This is a genomic window from Streptomyces sp. NPDC006487 (assembly GCF_042870555.1).
Lineage (GTDB): Bacteria > Actinomycetota > Actinomycetes > Streptomycetales > Streptomycetaceae > Streptomyces.
Genome location: NZ_JBIAHN010000032.1, coordinates 13,496 through 30,828 on the forward strand (window position 1 = coordinate 13,496; position 17,333 = coordinate 30,828).

Genomic DNA, 17,333 nt, shown 5'->3' on the forward strand with positions numbered 1-17,333 from the left:
GCTTCCTCTAGGAGCGGCCCGGGGATGACGTCAATTGCCGGCATGACGTGCACGTTGGCCTTTAGGCGGCGGCTGAGTTCGATGTCACGCCTGATTTGGCCTTCGTTTGCGAACTCGGTGGCGCTGACTTTCGCCTCGCCCTGCAAGGGCCTTCCCCCGCGGCGGACTGAGCACCAAAATCCACCTCGCCTGAGACGGGCAAGGTCGGCCGCTCGCCTTCACGATCACCGGCGGGAATGTGAACGACTGCACCCAGTTCGAGCCGGTCATGGCCCGCATCCGCATCCGCATCTTCGTGGTAGCTCGTCCTACCAGCTGCCATGCTCACCCCTTGACCGGACATGGCCGCTCTATGCGTAGGCATCTGCTGCCAAGGGCACCCAAGGCATCTATCCGGCACTCACGAGCCGTCACCACCGCAGCGTGGCCGTCCGCGGGGCTACCCAGAGGCTTGGGTTGCGGCAGGTGTAACGGGCCTCGCCACTCGGACACCGCCGTGAAGCCACCCGGCACCACTGCGGTCCTGACGCAGGAATTAGGGGCCCCCGTGGGATCACTCACCCCTGGCCCGGGGTGCGAAGCAGCAGGCCCGGGGAGGACGCTGGAAGGGCAGGGGGCGCTGCCGGAGGAGGAGATCCATCATGGCGCTGCAGCTCGAGTCGGCACGTTTCAGAGGGGATCCGGTCCTGGAGAGGATTCGCGCGGCGGACACGACCGCATACCTCAAATATGGCCAGTCGGGTGAGCACATCAAAGCCGTCCAGTTCGCGCTCATCGACCTGGGCAATCCGAGCTACGCGCTCCCGAGCGGGGCCACCGGTTTTTTCGGCACGGAGACCTCCAATGCCGTCAAGAAGTTCAAGCAGGATGAGGCACTCACGCCCGCCGACCCGGTAGTGGGCGTCGGGACCATCGCCAGGCTCGACGGGAAGTGGGCCCTGCCGAACGCGGACCGGGATGAGTGGCTCTCCTGGAGCACCCGCCCGATCCCCGAGTTCAACTTCTCACCAACAGCGTGTTCATCGGCGAGCCCCTCCGGCTGGTCTGGCACAGCTTCGAGGCGCCGATATGGCGCCCCGTCAGCATGTACAACACGGACCTGCGGCGCCACTGGCTGAACAACCTGTTCCTCACCCCCAGCACCCCGCTGGCCCACCCGACGTTCGTCCCGACACCCACCAGCTACGGGCAGCATTACTTCGAGCTCTTCGAGCCGCACTTCCTTGTGGACCAGAACCGCGTGATCACCCTCTTCGGGCCGACCATGCTAGAGACCTCGGCCCTGGTCAATCTCGAAATGAAGCGCGTCTGGGACGCCTGGCCCCCAGACCCCGTGAAGCTGACGTTGGGAGCCGCCCGCGCCTGACCGCGCCTCTGGGTATGCGGCGAAGAGGCCGTCGCACGCTGCATTCTTCGGCTATCACCTCTGGTCCGCGAACCGACCGGATGATCATCTATCGGACAGTCCTTGGTCGGGCAGGCGCGAGGCGAGGATCATTCCGCTCGCGTACTGGAGCAAGGCGCAGGCGATCCGGGAGTCCTCCAGCAGCCGTTCAGGGTCGCGCCCGTCAAGGGGCACGCGGGTCTTGCCCTTGCCCCAGTACGGGTTCATGTCGTCGATCAGCAGCTGTCCGCGGGGCCTCAGTACGGTGATGACGCCGTCGAACAGGGAGGCCTTCAACCCACCGGGGACGTCCAGGAAGATCAGGTCGAACTCGCCCAGGGAGGGGACGACCTCCTTGGCGTCGCCGACCACCAGCGTCACCCAGTCGGGCCAGCCCGCGCCTGCGGCGAGGCCGGACTTCTGCGGGTCGATCTCGACGCTGGCGACCTCGACGTCGGTGCGGGAGCGCAGCCCGTGCACGATCCACGCGAGGCCGACGCCGACTCCCGTGCCGAGTTCGAGGATCCGCCCGCCGGTGGGGACCGCCGCTGCCAGGACAGACATTAGCGCGCCCACCTCGGGGCAGCAGGATTTATTGAACCCGATCTGCCGGGCCCGCGCGTAGCCGGCGCCGACCGCAGGCGGCACCTGCAGGGCGGTTCGCGCGCCCAGGCTCCGCTTCATGTCCTCGACCTCGGCAGCCGATATCTCGTGGTCGAACGTCAGGCTGACCCAGGACCGCGTGTCCGAAGTCCCCCTGTTGGCCGTCAGCTCCATGGCATGCCTCCTCGGTCGGGATGCCCGCCCCCGATCCGGACGCCCACTGCGTGTTTGGCAAGTGCCCGCTCCGCCGCGCGCCCTTCGGCGCGCACGCCCGTTCAGGTGGCTTTCCGGCGCACCAAGTGGTAGCGGCGAGAAGTGCGGGCATAAATGATGCTCGCACGGCAGGTTTTGTCCCGCAATTTCATCCCGTATTCGAACACCGGAGTCGGTCGCTCCTACCCCTCCGGAGAAGGGCGCCGAGCCATGGGAAATCCCAGCAATCCCGGGAACCGCAAGTCGGAATCCCGCGTGATCCTCGAATTCGACCGCGAGGTGACCGACAAGGAAGTCGAGGAGATGCAGGCCAAGCACAATGCGACCTCCGCGTTCCTCGAGGCCGCGGGCGGCCACCACCACCACGACGACGATGACGACACTCCCGATGTCGTGGACGCCGGGGAGGTCGACGAGCCCGAGTAGTGCACCCGCTCGTGCCGCCCCGAGGAACGGTGCGGCACGAGCAGCCGCGGCGAACCATCACCGAGCGACACGAGAACGGCGCGTAGGTGCGCCAGGACGGCACAGACGGAGAGGCGAGAGATGGACTTGAACGCATTCGACACGGCACTGTCCCGCAAGCCGTTTGGGGACAGCCCATATGTGCGGGAGCAGATGCACCTCGCGTTCAAACGCCGACTCGAGGGCCTCGGCGCGTCGACTCCGGCCGCCCGCCACCTGCTGACCGCACTGCAACGGGCTCGGCCCCAAACCGAATACCGCGCCCTGGGTGATCCGCTCCTGCGCCAGGCCGTCCAACAGCTGCTGGCTCAAGAGGTCGCCGGTCCCGGGCGGAACTCGCTGTCCCCGGAGCTGTGCGCCCAGGTGATCGAGGCCGTCGCGCAGCACGTGGAAACAGGCGCCGCCCACGGACCGCTGCAGGGCGATTCCGCCGGCGCGCAGTGGCTCGGCGATCCGACCGACACGCCCTGGATCTATTCCCCCGGCCCGGATGGCGGCTTGCTCGGGCAGACATTCGACCGCTTCGTCGAGCAGCAGTTCGCCGCCGGGCTGCACCGACCCGATGAGAGCGACCTCGAACGGCTGCGCCAGGGTTACCGGCTCCTCGGCGAACTCCTGCCGCTGACCTCCCGCAGTGCCCTGAGCCACACTCACCTGATCGGGATCACCTCCGGGACGGACGCGTGGAAGGGCAAGGCGTCGAGCTCGCAGTTCACCATGGTCGGCATCGTCTTCCTGAACCGAAAGCTCCTCCAGAACCCCTGGTGGGTGGCCGAGCACCTGTTCCACGAGGCCCTTCACCAGAAGCTGTACGATTTCCGTCACGCCCACTCCATGCTGGTCCGCGACCTCGACGACTCCCCGCACGCGCCCACCGAGGTCCGCCGCGTCGTGTCGCTGTGGAACGTACCGGGCCTCGACGGGAGCAACCGCTGGAACGCCCACCGCACCATGGCGGCCTTCCACGTCTACGTCCACTTGGCTCTGTTGTGCTCCCTCGCGGAGCAGCACGCTCCTCGGCTACGGGACGTCTACGGTCCGCTGGACGCGCCGAGTCCCATGACCCCGAGCCGGAAGGCCTTCGAACGGGCCCGTTACCTGGCCGAGAGTCTGCGGGCGGAGTGCTGGGACGAACTCGGACTCGCTGGCCAGCGCATGGTCGACTGGCTCAACGCTGTCCTGGACGCCATGGACCAGGCTCCTCCCCCGCCCGGCTCGTTCCTCCACCTCATCCTCGACCGATACCTCAAGGAAGCCCGCCGGCTTCGCAAGGCACCGGTCTCCGACGATCTGGCGACCACTTTGGCGGCTCTCGGACGGTCCGAAGCCGAGACCTTCCGCGAGGTCCTGTCCGCCGTCGGTGCCGAGGACCACCTCCACACCGTCACGACTGAACCGGCGCCACGCCCTGCCCAGGAGCACGAGACCGGCAACCACGCGGCCTTCGCACACCAGCGCCACCACATCGCCGACACCCTCCTGCGGCTCGCCCCGAACGGCTACAGCCTCGACTCCCTGTGCCGGACCCCCGGACCGTCCGCGGACGAGATGGTGCGCGTCATGGTGGAGGCCTCCAGCCGGGAGCTGGCAGCCACCTCCACCCGACCTGACCACCAGGCACCCCGCGCCGTTGATCCAGGGCGTGTCTGAAATTTCCCGCCGGGCGCACGCGCTCCGGAGCGTGGGGCATCTGTGCCGGTGCAGACCTCAAGCCTGCGGAACGTGCTCACCCAGGCATGCCCAGGTGAGCTGGGCGACGACACCTGTCACGGGGAACGGTCCCGAGCTGGGCAGGGCCGCTTCGCCGCTCTGAAAGGCCTTCACGGCGGTGAGGGTGGCCGAGTCGAAGGTTCCCGGGGTGAAGGTGCCAGGGGCCAGGAGATCCAGGCGCGCGGGATTGAACATCCTCTGTACGACGGCGACATCGGGGTCGTTGGGCCCGTCCCCGAACTGTCGCTTGGGGCGGTTGCCGGGGATGGGAAGGAAGAGCACTGCCGGATCGCTGGCCGGGGGCTCCTCGGAAACGGCCGCATTCCGGAAAAGGCCGCGGTCGACCGCGTTGCGCTTGTCCAGGCCCGAGCCGGTCATGTTGCACTCCCGCGCGGCGTTGAGCCACTTCCTGGCGCCGATGGCCGCACGGAGCTTCTGGAACTTGGGCGGGCGCAGGGCGTTCGGGCCGAGGCCCCAGGCCATGCTGAGGATGGCGAGCTGGGCGTCGGCCGGCCAGTCGTCGAATCCCGGGAAGATGGTGAGCAGAACGGTCTCGTTCTGCTTCAGTCGCTTCGTCACGAGGGCGTCGATCGAGGGCTCGCTGAGATGCAGCGTCGTGGCCGTACTGCCGCCCTTGACCTTGGTCCACTCGGCGGTGATCTCGGCGTCGCTCGCCTTCGTGTTGTTGCTGTCGCGGAGCAACGGCGCACCGAGGGAAGCGAGATCCAGGGCATCCGCCACGGGGTCGATCTTGTTGCCGATGGCGATGGTCACGTTGCCGAGACTGTCCAGATACATGTGCTTGACCCGCCCCTCCAGCCGCGTGGAGAAAGCGGGGAAGTTGTCGCGCACCGAGGTATGCATGATGCTCAGTCCTTCGTCCTGTGCGTATCGGAATCCCCTGGTCACCGATCATCGGGCTCCCCACTGTCGGATGTGCCCATCGGATTCCTCACCAGTCGACCGGAGAGCATGCGGCAGCTTCGCGACTGACCTCTCCTTCTCCGCGTCCGTCAGCCGAAATCCGAGCGGATCACGCTGATCAGCCCCTAGGCGGAGGTCCGCTCGGCAGCCGGATCGCGGGGAGCTTCGAGGGACTCGCGGGCAACTCCTCGCGCCGGTCGGTGGGCTCTCGCCGCTACGGGGCGGTGGTGTACAGGAACTCCGGTCCGTACCTCTTGCCGCTGCCATCGGGTAGGGGCTTGGCCATGAGCTTCCACGCCGGGCCTTTCAGGGTGAACATCTGACCCACGGCATCCATCAGCAGCTCCGCCGCCTCGGCCGCTACGGCCGATTTCCAGGCCCGCTCCAGGAGGCGGAGCAGTTCGCTGTAGTTGCGATTGAACGTGGCGAGGCGTGCCTTGGTATCGGGATCGGGTTCGGACGCGCTGCCCGCTGCCCAGCCGCCCGGGGGCACTGTGCCCATGGGGAGGACCTGCGGCATCGGGATTACGTCGCCCGTGAATTCCCATCGGTCGGGATAGTCGGGGTTCCGCTTCAGCTTGCGCTCGTGGAAGAGCTCCCGGAAGACGTAGAAGTGTGCCAGCTCGCCGAGTTCTCCGGGGTGAGGATTCTCCGGTGATGCGGACGTACCCTCTCCCTGTTCCTTGATGACCTCGATGGCCGACTTGACGTCCGCGAACGAGTTGAGGGCATAGATGCTGTTGCCTGCCCCATGGTCCTTCATGTCCATGACCAGTTGCCGGGCGCCGGTGATCAGCCCCTTGTGCTTCCTGAACGCGTCCAGGATCGCGGTGTAGAAGGCCCCGATGGAGGTGTGAGTCCTGGCCGCCGAGAGTGTGACGGGGTGGTCGGGTTCCTCGATCCGGGAGTACATGTCCAGGCTCTGTTTCGTCAGCCCGCTCAGCGAGACGGTCAGCTCGGGCCGTACACCGCCCGGCAACGGACCGGGATACTTCGGCACGATCGCCGCGTCGGCCAGCCGGGGGACTCCGCCGATGGTGGTGAGCAGATTGCAGGCGAGGCCCAGGTGGGACATTTCGTCGAAGACGATCTCACGTATCGCGCGGGACACGGGCTCGTCCGGATCGGGGTTCTTGATCGACCACAGACCGCACAAGTAGGGCGGAAGCGTGGCGAGCTCCAGCATGATGGCCTGCTGCAAGGCCTCCTTCAACCACTCGGCGTCATGGTGTTCCGAAGGTTCGTCCATCAATTCGACGATCCTGTTGCTTCGGTAGTCGGCAAGCGTGGTCACGGAAATCCCCTTTCCGTATCCCTTCAATCCGGTGGCGCGCCGGACTGCTCATCCGGTGTCCGGAGGACCGGCATCCGGCTCCTCGGCATCGGGCACCCTCATGCGGCGCAGCAGTTCGGCGACTTCCGTCTCCTTCTCCGCCTCCGTCAGTCGGGGGTCGCTGCGAATCATGTCGATCTTGCTTTGTCGGAAGGCCCGCTCGGCGGCGGGATCCCGAGGGGCTTTGCGGGATTCGCGGGCGAACTCCTCGCGCCGGTCCGCGGTCGGTCCCGGAGGCTGCTGTGCGTCCGGTGGGACGCGGGGTTCGGGGCCGGACATCGGGGGTCAGCTCTTGACTGCGAAGTTGTAGTTCGGGTCGAGGAATTCGACGTGGAAGCCGATGTTGTCGGTGCGGACGTAGCTCTGGTAGAAGGCGAGCAGTCCCCAAGGACCCCAGTTGCCCGCACTGTCGCGCGTGCAGGTGGAGGTGGCGAGGGCGCCCAGAGGTTTGGTGCCGGAGTAGCTGGGCTGGAACGTCTCCACGATGGGCGCCCACGTTCCGTTGAAGACGGGGGCTATCTGCTGGGCCAGCGTGGCGGCGTAGTCGAACTGGTAGATGAGGTCGTAGCGGCCGCGGACGGCGTTGTACAGGTACACCTCGTTGCGCCACGTCCCGGGAGTGACCTGCACCGTGGTGTTCGTGACACCCAGGACCTGACGTGTCTGACCGTGCGAGGAGACGTTTCTGAGGTATTCCGTCATGTGAGACCACGGCAGGTCGGTCTGCCACGGGTTGGCGGGCCTGGCCCAGTCGTACACCTTGAAGCGCGGAGCCGTTTGCGCGTAGTAGTGGACATACGCTTCGAGGCCCAGGACCGCACGGTTCATGGCCGTCACGTAGAGGAAGTTGTTGACGTTTCCCCCGGGAGTGTTCGGGCAGATGATGTCCCAGCCCAGCGAGGTGCCCGTACTGAACGCACGCTTGAACGCGTCGTAGTAGTAGAAGCCGTAGCCCACGCCGCCCGGCACCGGCTGCTGCTCGGCGAGGGCGTCGAGGCCGAGCTGCTCCGCCATGGCGGAGACCGTGGCCCCACGTTCGTCGAGGTCGAGGGTCGGGTGGGTCCTCACCATGTGGAGCTTGCTCAGCAGGAACGCCTGCCGGGCGGCTTCGACATCCTCGTCCGGGTATTCCCTGGTGATGCGGGCGAACTGCTCGCGCTCGTCCGCCGGCTCGCCGGGCATGTCCATTCCGATGGCGCGGAACGGCGCGGAGACGTCAAGAATGGTGGTGGTCATGACAGCATTCACCTGCTCCGGAATTCATGGTGGTGGAGAGCGACGGAGTGGAGGGGGCGGGGCCTCCCGGCATGGTTTTCGGGTGATCGCGTCCCGCCAAGAGCGGGGATTGCGTCCCGCCAAAAGGGAGCCTACGGGGATCCTGTCACCCCACCGTCATTGCGCTGCCATTCCATCGGGCCATCGACGGCGTACATCGTCCCCACCGCGGTCGGCGGAATCATCCGGGCGAACCGGCGCGAGGGCTCGACGCCGAGCTCCTCGCGCAGCAGCTGCTGGAAAGCGCGGTAGTGCCGTACCGCTTCGTTCAAATTGCCTTCCGCCAGATGTGCGGAGACGACCGCCCGATGAGCGCTCTCGCGCAAGGGATCGATCCGTACGCTCGTCAGGGCGGTCTCCAGGGCGAGCGCGTGCAGTCCCTCTCGTGACAGGTTCTCGGCGAGCGCGTCGAGTGCGTGCAAACGGAGTTGCCGCAGCCGTTCCCGCTCGAACAGCACCCAGTCTTCGTCCCAGCCGGGCAGCAGGTCTCCTCCGTTGAGCAGGACCATCGGCACAGGTCCGCCGCCCCAGGCCTTTGAGGCGTGCACGATGCGCAACGCGGTCTCGGCGAGTGCGTGCGCATCCACGCTCACGGAATCGGCGATCGAAATCGAGTCCTTGCAGCAGCTCACGAGCGCGTGCCCGCGAGGCAGCTTGCACAGGGTGCTACGAAGGCTTCCCCGGGCGTGTTCCTCGGTCACATCCGGCCATAGGGAGCCCGCGAGGACGGTCCGGCTGACGCACTTGTGCAGGCCGACGAAGGCCAGTATTCGTTGCGCGTTCAAACACATGGGAACCGGCTCGGCGCTGTACTCCAGTCGGAACTGGCCGAGCAGTCGCAGATGTGCAGGCGGGACTGATTCCGAGGTGTACATCTGCCCTCTCACAGGGGTGTACGAGAGCGCTACCGAACCGGAGCAGATGTCTCCACGGTAGGCGAATGGGCGGTGGCCCGCTCGCCGTGCGGGGCCCGCTCGCCGTGCCGCTCATCCGGAACGGCCCCGCCGCACCGGTCCACGCGTAGGTCGCGCGGTAATGACGTCGGGGTGACGGCGCTTTCCTAGGGTGAGAAGCGTCCCAGGCCTACGTGCCGGAACGCCGCATGCCGCGTATGCCGGCTGTCGTGACGGGAGCGGGCGATGACCAGTCAGGAATACGGTGGCCCTGAGTTCTCCGAGGCCGGCGCCCCCCTGGATCCGGGGGACCACTACACGCCCCCCGACGACGGCCCCGGCGTCCAGGGCGGCGGGGTCGGGCTGGCGGCATCCGACTTCGAGACGGTCGAGGAGCTGGACCTGGACGCCGGTGTCGACGTGGACATGACCGAAAGGTCCGTGGTGCTGCTGCGGCGCGACGACATGCTGATCCTCCAGTTCGGCTTCTCGGGCATCACCCGAACCGGATTGGGAGCGGACCAGAAACTGGTGACCACCAGCCCGACCGCACCGGGCTTCCTCCACGTCCGGATGCCGCCCCAGGCGATCCTCGAAGAGGCCACCGGGCTCGGAGGCGCCTCGACCGGGCTGAAGCGGGCCTGGCTGGCCAACCCGAGTCAGGTCACCCTGCAGGTGCCGCCCGGGAGGTCGATCCCGCTCACGGCTGCCGGACTGCTGGACTGGGTCGGACTGGCGACCGCCTCGGCGCGGCTGGAGTGCGTGTGGGGGCTGTCCTTCACTCCCGTGTCCCTGGGCGGGGTGACCTGGCTGCACGCCAGGATGCCGGTGACGGGCCCGACGGGGGCCACCGGGATCTGGCACACGCGCCTCGCCCTTCCGCCGAGTGCGTCCGACCAGCTCCGGACTCCGTCACGGTTGCCGGTGCCCGTCAAGTCCGCCGGAGTCTCCGCGTCCAGCGCGAGCCAGAACTTCACGAGTTCCCTGTCGGCGGTGCAGCGGAGCCAGATCAGCGCGGCGATGGACCGCAGGCCCGTGCTGGCCAAGGACACGTCCCTCAGCGCCCTGGGCGCGACGGTCGACCTCATGGGCGCCTGGCTCCCCAATGCCGGCGTGACCGCTTACCGTCACCAGGCGGTCGGAGGTCGTGACACCGTCGTCAAGGTGCTGCAGCGAGGCTATCTGCTGCCCTTCGGCTTCCCCGTGCAGATCGCGACCCAGACGGAACGCAAGCTCGACCAGGGTCTGGTCCAGACGAGCTTCCTGACCGTTCTGCTGCCGGAGATCACCTACGGCGGAGTCGCGGCGCTGCCGAACCAGGGACGCGCCTTCCCCTTCGAGCGGGTCCGGATCAACGGCCCCCTCGTCGTCGACGTCAGCGACGTCGGCGAACCGCTCTCGACCGTCGGGTTCTGGGTGCGCGGTCCCGGTGCGGCCGACGGGCGCCTGCGGTTCAGCCTCACCGCCGAGGACAAACGGGGGCACCCGATCGCCTTCACCGCACCGCTCGTATTCATCCACGGCGACCGGGCCCACGGAGGACTGGACCAGGCCCTGGTGGAATACAACGCGAAGGCCCAGAAGATGTCCCTGCCCGCCACCGGACGCCTGGAGATGGCACCCGCCACCGGCACCGCCGCGGAGTCCACGACCGTGGACGTGGCGGCCCTGTACATCGACGCCGAAGTGTCGACCGTCTCGCAGGCATCCCTCGACGAGGCCGGCAGGCTCGCCGCACACCCCCGACTCGCCGCCGTGGAGGCGCGCATTCCCGCACTGGACGCCTTCCCCGCGCGCGGCGCGATCGCACGGGTCGACGGAATCAGATCGACACCCCGGAAACTGCTGCTCGACCCCCAGTACGTTCAGAGGGGCCTCGCGGCCACCAAGCAGGTCTACGCACGGCTGGAGACCCCGGTCCCGCTCGCCCCGCCCGTGACGGACTCCGGCGGCGTCGCGAAACTCGACCTGCCCGTCTCCGGCCTGTCGAGTACGGCGGGCCTGGTCGGCGGAAGCCTGGACAAGTTCAAGGGCGGGGAGTTCGACCCGCGCTCCTACTTCACCGCTCCGCCCGTCGCCGGTGCCGTCCCGACGAAGCTGCTGGGGTTCATCGACCTGACCGACCCCCGACTGCTGCCGCCCTCCACCGTGAGTGCGGGCGACGGCGAGGACGTACCGCGCATGATCACCGAGGTGCTACGTCCCCAGGGGAAGCCGCCGGAAGGCGTGAAGACCACCCTGACCTGGCGCCCCAAACTGACGCCCGGCACGATCGGCCCGCTCCGGACGACCAGCGCGACGAAGCTCTCCATGAGCAGCACCACCCTGGTGCGCTTCGACGGCACCGACCCGCGGACGGAAGTACGCGGCGAACTCTCCGCCTTCACCTTGTCGTTCGCCGGCGCGCTGGAAGTGGGCTTCCGCGGGCTCGCCTTCACCAGCAAGCCCGGAAGCTCGCCGGCACTCGACGTCAAGATCGGCGAGGTGAAGTTCGCCGGCCCGCTGGAGTTCCTCGACCGGTTGCGCCAGTATCTCCCGTCAGCGGCGAACGGACCACGCATCAGGGTCGACACCACCGGTGTCGAGGTCGGCTACACGCTGGCCGTGCCCACCGTCGGTCTCGGTGTCTTCATGCTGCAGAACCTCGCGCTCTCGGCATCGGTCACCCTGCCCTTCACCGGCGACCCGGTGCGCGCCACTTTCGCGGTGTCCTCGCGCGAACACCCCTTCCTCCTCACGGTGTCCCTCTTCGGCGGGGGCGGCTTCCTCTCCCTCACGGTCGAGACCGGGAGGGTCGTCGTACTCGAAGCCCAGGTGGAATTCGGTGCGGCCGTCGCGCTCAACCTCGGCGTGGCCAGTGGATCCGTGTGTGTGACCGCGGGCGTCTACTTCCGGCTCGAGAACGGCCAATCCGCCCTCAGGGGCTTCTTCCGGGCCGTGGGCGAACTCGACATCCTCGGGATCGTCAACATCTCCGTCGAGTTCTACCTGGCACTCGAATTCCGCTCGCCCAAGACGCTGCACGGCTGGGCCTCGGTGACCGTACGGGTACGCGTCGCCTTCTTCTCCGAGTCCGTTTCGATGAAGCTGGAGCGCACCTTCGGGGGCGGCAACGACCCCACGTTCGCCCAGGCATTCCCGACGCCACAGCCATGGCGGGACAGGTGCGCCGCTTTCGCCACGATGGAGGACACATGATCCAGGAGACAGTGGTCTGGACGCTGCTGCCCGACCCCGCGGCGCCGCAGACCGGCGATGGGCACGCACATCTATCGCTCGTGTTCGGCATCCAGCTCTCGACCGACGAAGCGGGTGCGGCGGGCCCCGGGGCCCTGCCGCTTCTTCGCTACGACAACGTGAAGACGTGGCCGGCCTTCCAGTTCGGTCTGCACGTCCGCTTCCGGTGGCTGGGCGGCGATACGACGACACTGCCCGCGACCGTGGAAGCGGTTCCGGACGCGGCGCTGTGGAAGGTGTTGCTTCCCCCCTCCACGGTGGTCAAGTCGTACGCCTTCGACCACAGCGTGTCGAAGGAACCGCTCCAGTCCTACCCCAGCCACCTCGTGGCACGATCGCTGCGCGAGGAGTACAGCAGGCTGTTCTCGGCCGTCGACGGAACGTACCCGGCCGATCCGTCGCCCGTGGCCCCCGGCGCGGAAACCGTATCCCCGCAGGAGTGGGAGGCCGCCGATCGCCTCGTGCGTCTCGTCGGCGCGGACGCAGGGCCCCGGGCGGCAGACGCGTTCACGGCCGTCCTCGAAGAAGGGGTGCTGCCCGACGAGTTCGCGCAGGACCCGCAGGGCTGGATGCGGCTCGCCGACTTCCATCAGCCGTTCGCCGCCGAGACCGCCGAGGGGGAAGAGGCCGACGCGCGCCCGCTGCAACAGCCGGAGAAGGACTTCCACGGCATCCTCGCGGCGCTCGCCGACCACCCGGCGCTGATGGTCAGGATCGGGCTGGTGCGGCGGGTGAAGGTTGCGCTGCCCGCGGCCCCGAACGGTCCCGTCGCCATCCAGGCCGTTCCGAACCACAAGAAGCGGCTCCGCAACGACCTGCCCTTCACGCAGTGCACCCTCAAGGACGGGCGGCTGTTCCTGGGGCGTCGCAACGGCTCGGCGGCCGCGCTGCACCTTCCCCTCCACGACACCGGCAAGTACACCGCCGTCGATGTCGACGTGGACTCCGGAGGCCTTGCACTCCAGTCCTACGCCGCCATGCTGGCCGGGCTTCCCCGCACCGAGAAGCCACCGCGACTGGCGGCACCGGCCCTGCGCGGCGACGGCATCTTCGTGGCCGAGACGAACCGCCAGGTCGGCTTCCGAGAGAACCTGCTCGAAGCCGCCCACATGGACGTGGACTTGCAGACCACGGCAGAGCCCGGCGTCGTCATCACGATGCACGCCGACAACGTGCACCAGGGCTACCGGGTGGACGTCCTCGACGAGAAGTCCGGCCGCTGGTACCCGCTGTGCCGCCGAGCGGGCTCGTACACCATCACCGGACTGAGCGCTCCCCTGGCCATCAACGACGAGGGGACGGTGGCCGACGCCATCATGCGAGGCAAGGACCAGCAAGAGCGCCCCTACGTGCGGCTGCACCAGTCGCTGTTCCGGTGGACCGGCTGGAGCATGGTCTCCGAGCCCCCCGGCAAGATGCTCGACGTCGCGGAACATCTCCAGAACCCGGGTCCCGTGACGGACGGCACGCTGCCGTTCTCCTTCACCGTGCGCCCGGTCGACGGGACGCTGCCGTCGCTGCGCTACGGGCGCTCCTACCGCTTCCGGGCACGCCTGGTCGACCTCGCGGGCAGCAGCCTGCCCTTCACCTCCCAGCCGGCCGCCGGCGAGCCCGCGACACCGCCCCTGCGCTACTCGCGCTACGAACCGGTGCCCGCCCCCGTCCTGGTGCCGCGGCGTCCCGTCACGCCGGGGGAGTCGGCCACCGTACTGGTCGTGCGGACCAACAATGCGAACCCTGCCTCGCCGGTCCTCGGCGCCACTTGTGAACGTCACCTGCTGGCACCCAAGGCATCCGTCCAGATGCTGGAGCGCCACGGAGTCCTCGACGTGGCCGCCCAGCACCGGCTCGACCCCGCCGTCCACGCCCTGCTCAGCAGGCTGGACGGTGGTGCGGTGCCGCAGGACACGCGTGACCCCGGGGCGGGGGGTACCCCGTTCGTCAACGCCGACCGGATGGACCTGCCCTGGCTGCGCGACCCCCTCTCCCAGGGAGTCGCGCTCCACGGAGTGCCGGGGGCGTCCGAACTCCTGGCCGAGTGGCCCCGTGGCAGCGGCTGGCACGAGCGGTTCCCCATGCGGCTCGTCCTGACGCCGGGGCCGAACAGCGCCGCGCAGCCGCCGGTCATCGATCCGGTGGGCCGGCTGATCCGGGTGACGCTCGCCCCCGGCGTGTCCGTCACGACACGGCTGAGCACCCTGCTGAGTCCGGGGGACGAGGAACTCCTCGGCCTGTGGCGCTGGTTCGCCGAAACCGACGGCCGGTCGGTCGCCGCGATCGAGGAGGCGCGGTCCCATGCGGTGGCCGGACGCGTCGCGCAGCTCACGCCGGCCACGGAGCTGCTCATGATCCACGCGGTCCGCTGCCCGGTCGACCCTCCGGCGTTCTCAGGGCCGACCGTGGAGCGCGCGCCGGGCGAGACCGCCTACGTCCTGGACGACCGGGCGGTGGCCGTCCACGAACTCTCGACGCTGTCCGTCCACGTCGAGGCCACCTGGACCGAGAAGGTCGACGACCTGACGCAGAACAAGCCGAGTGAATCGGCGGGACGGGCCGTCCTGCACGAGGGCGAGGAGGGATTCCGCTCGGCGGCGCCCGACGCAACCGCCGCGGCCACCACACCGTTCCGCGCCCGCCACGACATGGGCGACACCCGGCACCGCAACGTCCGCTTCACCCCCGTCGCCACCTCGCGGTTCGTGTCGTACTTCACCGAGCGGCGCAAGGTCAGGCTCACCGGGACCGATCTCGTGACGGTGGCGCGCACGGCGGGCAAGTTCGTCCCGGGAACGGTCGTCGTCGGCGCGGGCGCCGATCCCCTGACGGCCGCGGGCACGCCCGCGGATCCGGGCCCGACCTACTCGCCTGGCCGGGACTTCACCGTCAACGACGCCACGGGCCAGATCGCGCGCGTGCCCGGTGGAGCGATCGCCGACGGAGCCACCGTCGAGGTCTCCTTCGTCGTACCGCCGGTGACGCGCGACGGATCGCCCGTCACGCTGCACGTGCCGGCGACCGTCCGGCCTCCCGCGCCGGCGGTCCATTCGGTGGTACCCGCCTTCAAGTGGAAGGACGAGTCCACCGCCACGGCGATGATCAGCGTGCGGCAGGGCGGAATCGTACGCGTCTACCTGCAACGGCCCTGGTACGCCTCGGGGGAGGGAGAGCTGCTGGCCGTCCGAGTCCTGGGGGAGAACGCGCAGCCCGACTCGGGCTCCGAGAAGTGGGCCACCACGTGGGGGCGCGACCCCATCCGGGAGCAGGGCGCCGCGCCGGTGATCGGCTACCTCCGGCCCTCCGACCTGCTCGGGGCGGTCGACGTACCGGTGGCCTCCGGCCATGCCATGGGGTACGCCGTCCAATACGACGAGGAGCGGCAACTGTGGTACGCCGACGTACAGTTCCAGGGCCAGCGCGTCTACCAGCCGTTCGTACGGCTCAGGGTCACCCGACTGCAGCCGGATGCCCTGCGCGCTCCCGATGACCTGCGGCTGTCTCCCGGAGTGGATGCCGGGTTCGTTCAGATTCCGGCTCACCGGCGGGCATCGGTGACGGTGTCCGGTGCGACCGCCACGGTGACGGTCACCGGCCCCCTGCCGCCTGTGGCCAAGCCCAACATCACGACGAAGATGCTCGTCAGCGCACAGGTCCGCGGCAATTCGTCGATCGACGACCCCGCTCAGTGGGCGACGGTGGGTGCGTTCCCCGCCGGGACCGTTCTGGCCCTCGGGGAGGTCGTCGGCCCCCTCGCCACGTGGACGGGAACCGTCCAGCTGCCGGCGGCTCGACCCAGGCGGCTGCTGATCCAGGAAGTGGACGAGATCAGCGGCCCGGACGCGGAGCCGATCCGCCGCATCTCGTACCTCGACACCATCACGATTGCCTAGACAGCTTCGACCATGGGTGAACCTCCCACATCATCGATGATGTGGGAGGTTCACCCATGGTCGAAATGCTCCGTCTCGCTCCTTCTAGCAGGGATTGCCCGTCGCGTCCCATGTGGTTGACACGGGGTCGGAGTAATACGAGCTGCGGCAGGATTCTTTGAAGTATTCGCGTCCGTCGTCGCACATCGTGTATCTGTCGCAACATGACACGAAGAGGCAGTCGTTCATGCATTCTTCGTACGCATTCGCAAGGCAGTGCGGCTTGTGGTAGGAGCTGCTGCCCTTGCACCTTCTCTCGGCATCTTCCTCGCACTCCCGCGGGCAGTAGGCCTCGGCAGTCCCGGTCGGGTACGCGGTCGCGCAGTCCGGCCAGGAGGCCCGTCGCCTTTGTATGCCGAGCCGGTATCCCGAGGGATGGCGGGTCGGTGCTCGTGTGGTGAATCCCGGAACGCTCATGACCGTTTTCCTCTCCGGGGACGAGGTGTCAATGGTGGTCGTAGTACGGCGATAGCCCATGCAGCCGGAACGGGTACATGTCCGTGACGTCGACGGGTACGAAGAACTTCTCCGTGACGTCCGTGCGCCGGTCGGAGTAGGCCAGCACCACGTTCATGACCCGTCGCGGTCCGCCGATGTTGGACGGGAGGACCTCGATCGACTTCAGCGAGGAGTCGTTCATGAACGCCTCGAAGGTCTTCGTGTACACGTCCGAGGAGCGAACGAGGAGGTACGTCAGGGCGCGGTGCTCGTCCGACGCACCCACATTGTCGGCAACCCGCATGACCGTCCTCAGCAGGTCCTCCGCCGCCGTGTCGAACTGCTCGGTCGCCATGCTGTCGGGCTTGTCGATGGCCGCTACGAGATCGCCGGTGTCGAAGGAGTAGAGCTGATCGACGGCCACCTCGGGCAGCGCAAGTGCGCTGCAACGGCCGGAGGGCGGGACCGGACCGCGCACTCCGACCACCACGTCGAGGGCCGTGACCCGATGGTCCGGGCGCACCGCCTCTGCCAGCAGTTCGATGTCGAAGGCGTCGCGCGGTACGAGGGCGTAGGTGTCCATCCCCTGGACGGTGAAGACGTAGCAGAGTTGCCGGGCCAGGTAGCGGTTCTCCCGCCGGTTGATGACCTCGCTCACCGCCTGGCGATCAGTGAGGTGCGCGGTATCGGTCCGGCTGATGACCTGCGCGAGCTCCCTCTCCACCCCCATGTTCGGCAGGCGGAAGTCGACCTGCCCGAGTGCGTAGACATAGGAGGGCGGGCGGGGAGCGTGCGACGAGCCCGGCGTATCGGATCTCGACCCGCACTTTCGGCACCCCGCGTCGGATGCGGACGATTCCCCCCGGAGGTCGGTGGGTTGGTCGAATGGCACAGGATCCGATGTGTCATCCCTGTTGCGTTCGACGTTCATG

General features: G+C 68.2%; 13 protein-coding genes and 1 pseudogene. 7 read left to right on the forward strand and 7 right to left on the reverse strand.

The annotated features are described in order from the left end of the window. Positions 1-151: 151 nt before the first annotated feature. The 3 genes and pseudogenes from ACFYM0_RS36690 to ACFYM0_RS36700 form a co-directional block, all read left to right on the forward strand. Positions 152-290: pseudogene (locus ACFYM0_RS36690) on the forward strand (transposase); the annotation flags it as partial. 351 nt (positions 291-641) lie between these two features. Then, positions 642-1,118 (forward strand): peptidoglycan-binding protein, encoded by a 477-nt coding sequence (locus ACFYM0_RS36695; RefSeq protein WP_388509704.1) that lies wholly within the window; start codon positions 642-644, stop codon positions 1,116-1,118. Continuing rightward, positions 1,085-1,366 (forward strand): hypothetical protein, encoded by a 282-nt coding sequence (locus ACFYM0_RS36700; RefSeq protein ID WP_388509706.1) that lies wholly within the window; start codon positions 1,085-1,087, stop codon positions 1,364-1,366. The genes ACFYM0_RS36695 and ACFYM0_RS36700 overlap by 34 nt, the downstream gene beginning before the upstream one ends. 84 nt (positions 1,367-1,450) lie before the next feature. On the opposite strand, the gene ACFYM0_RS36705 is transcribed toward ACFYM0_RS36700, so the two are convergent. Further along, positions 1,451-2,161, reverse strand: a complete 711-nt coding sequence (locus tag ACFYM0_RS36705) for an O-methyltransferase (protein ID WP_388509709.1) — start codon at positions 2,159-2,161, stop codon at positions 1,451-1,453. A gap of 249 nt (positions 2,162-2,410) precedes the next feature. Between ACFYM0_RS36705 and ACFYM0_RS36710 the strand changes: the two genes are divergently transcribed. Then, entirely contained in the window at positions 2,411-2,626 is a 216-nt protein-coding gene (locus ACFYM0_RS36710) for a hypothetical protein (protein WP_385578938.1), read from the forward strand. Positions 2,627-2,746: 120 nt separating this feature from the next. After that, positions 2,747-4,315: a hypothetical protein gene (locus ACFYM0_RS36715; protein WP_388509712.1), complete on the forward strand. Its 1,569-nt coding sequence runs from the start codon at positions 2,747-2,749 to the stop codon at positions 4,313-4,315. Positions 4,316-4,372: 57 nt separating this feature from the next. On the opposite strand, the gene ACFYM0_RS36720 is transcribed toward ACFYM0_RS36715, so the two are convergent. The 5 genes from ACFYM0_RS36720 to ACFYM0_RS36740 all read right to left on the reverse strand — a co-directional run bounded on the left by ACFYM0_RS36720 (position 4,373) and on the right by ACFYM0_RS36740 (position 8,782). Then, positions 4,373-5,239 carry a hypothetical protein gene (locus tag ACFYM0_RS36720; RefSeq protein WP_388509715.1) on the reverse strand — a complete coding sequence of 289 codons (867 nt, stop codon included), beginning with the start codon at positions 5,237-5,239 and terminating at the stop codon, positions 4,373-4,375. A gap of 274 nt (positions 5,240-5,513) precedes the next feature. Continuing rightward, on the reverse strand, positions 5,514-6,593 hold the full coding sequence (locus ACFYM0_RS36725) for a ferritin-like protein (protein ID WP_388509718.1): 1,080 nt from the start codon (positions 6,591-6,593) through the stop codon (positions 5,514-5,516). Positions 6,594-6,641: 48 nt separating this feature from the next. Then, on the reverse strand, positions 6,642-6,764 hold the full coding sequence (locus ACFYM0_RS36730; protein ID WP_385578950.1) for a hypothetical protein: 123 nt from the start codon (positions 6,762-6,764) through the stop codon (positions 6,642-6,644). Positions 6,765-6,917: 153 nt separating this feature from the next. Continuing rightward, a complete protein-coding gene (locus ACFYM0_RS36735) occupies positions 6,918-7,868 on the reverse strand; it encodes a hypothetical protein (protein ID WP_385578953.1) in 951 nt (316 codons plus the stop codon). Between the two features lie 131 nt (positions 7,869-7,999). Then, the gene (locus ACFYM0_RS36740; protein WP_388509722.1) at positions 8,000-8,782 is read right to left on the reverse strand and encodes a BTAD domain-containing putative transcriptional regulator; all 783 of its coding nucleotides are present in this window, start codon (positions 8,780-8,782) and stop codon (positions 8,000-8,002) included. Positions 8,783-9,046: 264 nt separating this feature from the next. Here ACFYM0_RS36740 and ACFYM0_RS36745 point away from each other — a divergent pair, with 264 nt between their 5' ends. Both ACFYM0_RS36745 and ACFYM0_RS36750 read left to right on the forward strand, forming a co-directional pair. Continuing rightward, positions 9,047-11,998 carry a hypothetical protein gene (locus ACFYM0_RS36745; RefSeq protein WP_388509725.1) on the forward strand — a complete coding sequence of 984 codons (2,952 nt, stop codon included), beginning with the start codon at positions 9,047-9,049 and terminating at the stop codon, positions 11,996-11,998. Then, the gene (locus ACFYM0_RS36750) at positions 11,995-15,924 is read left to right on the forward strand and encodes a hypothetical protein (protein ID WP_388509728.1); all 3,930 of its coding nucleotides are present in this window, start codon (positions 11,995-11,997) and stop codon (positions 15,922-15,924) included. Before ACFYM0_RS36745 ends, ACFYM0_RS36750 begins: the two co-directional genes overlap by 4 nt. Before the next feature lie 484 nt (positions 15,925-16,408). Here the strand turns inward: ACFYM0_RS36750 and ACFYM0_RS36755 are convergent, their stop codons facing one another. Then, complete coding sequence (locus ACFYM0_RS36755; RefSeq protein ID WP_385578966.1) at positions 16,409-17,332, reverse strand: hypothetical protein; 924 nt, start codon at positions 17,330-17,332, stop codon at positions 16,409-16,411. Position 17,333 lies beyond the last annotated feature (1 nt).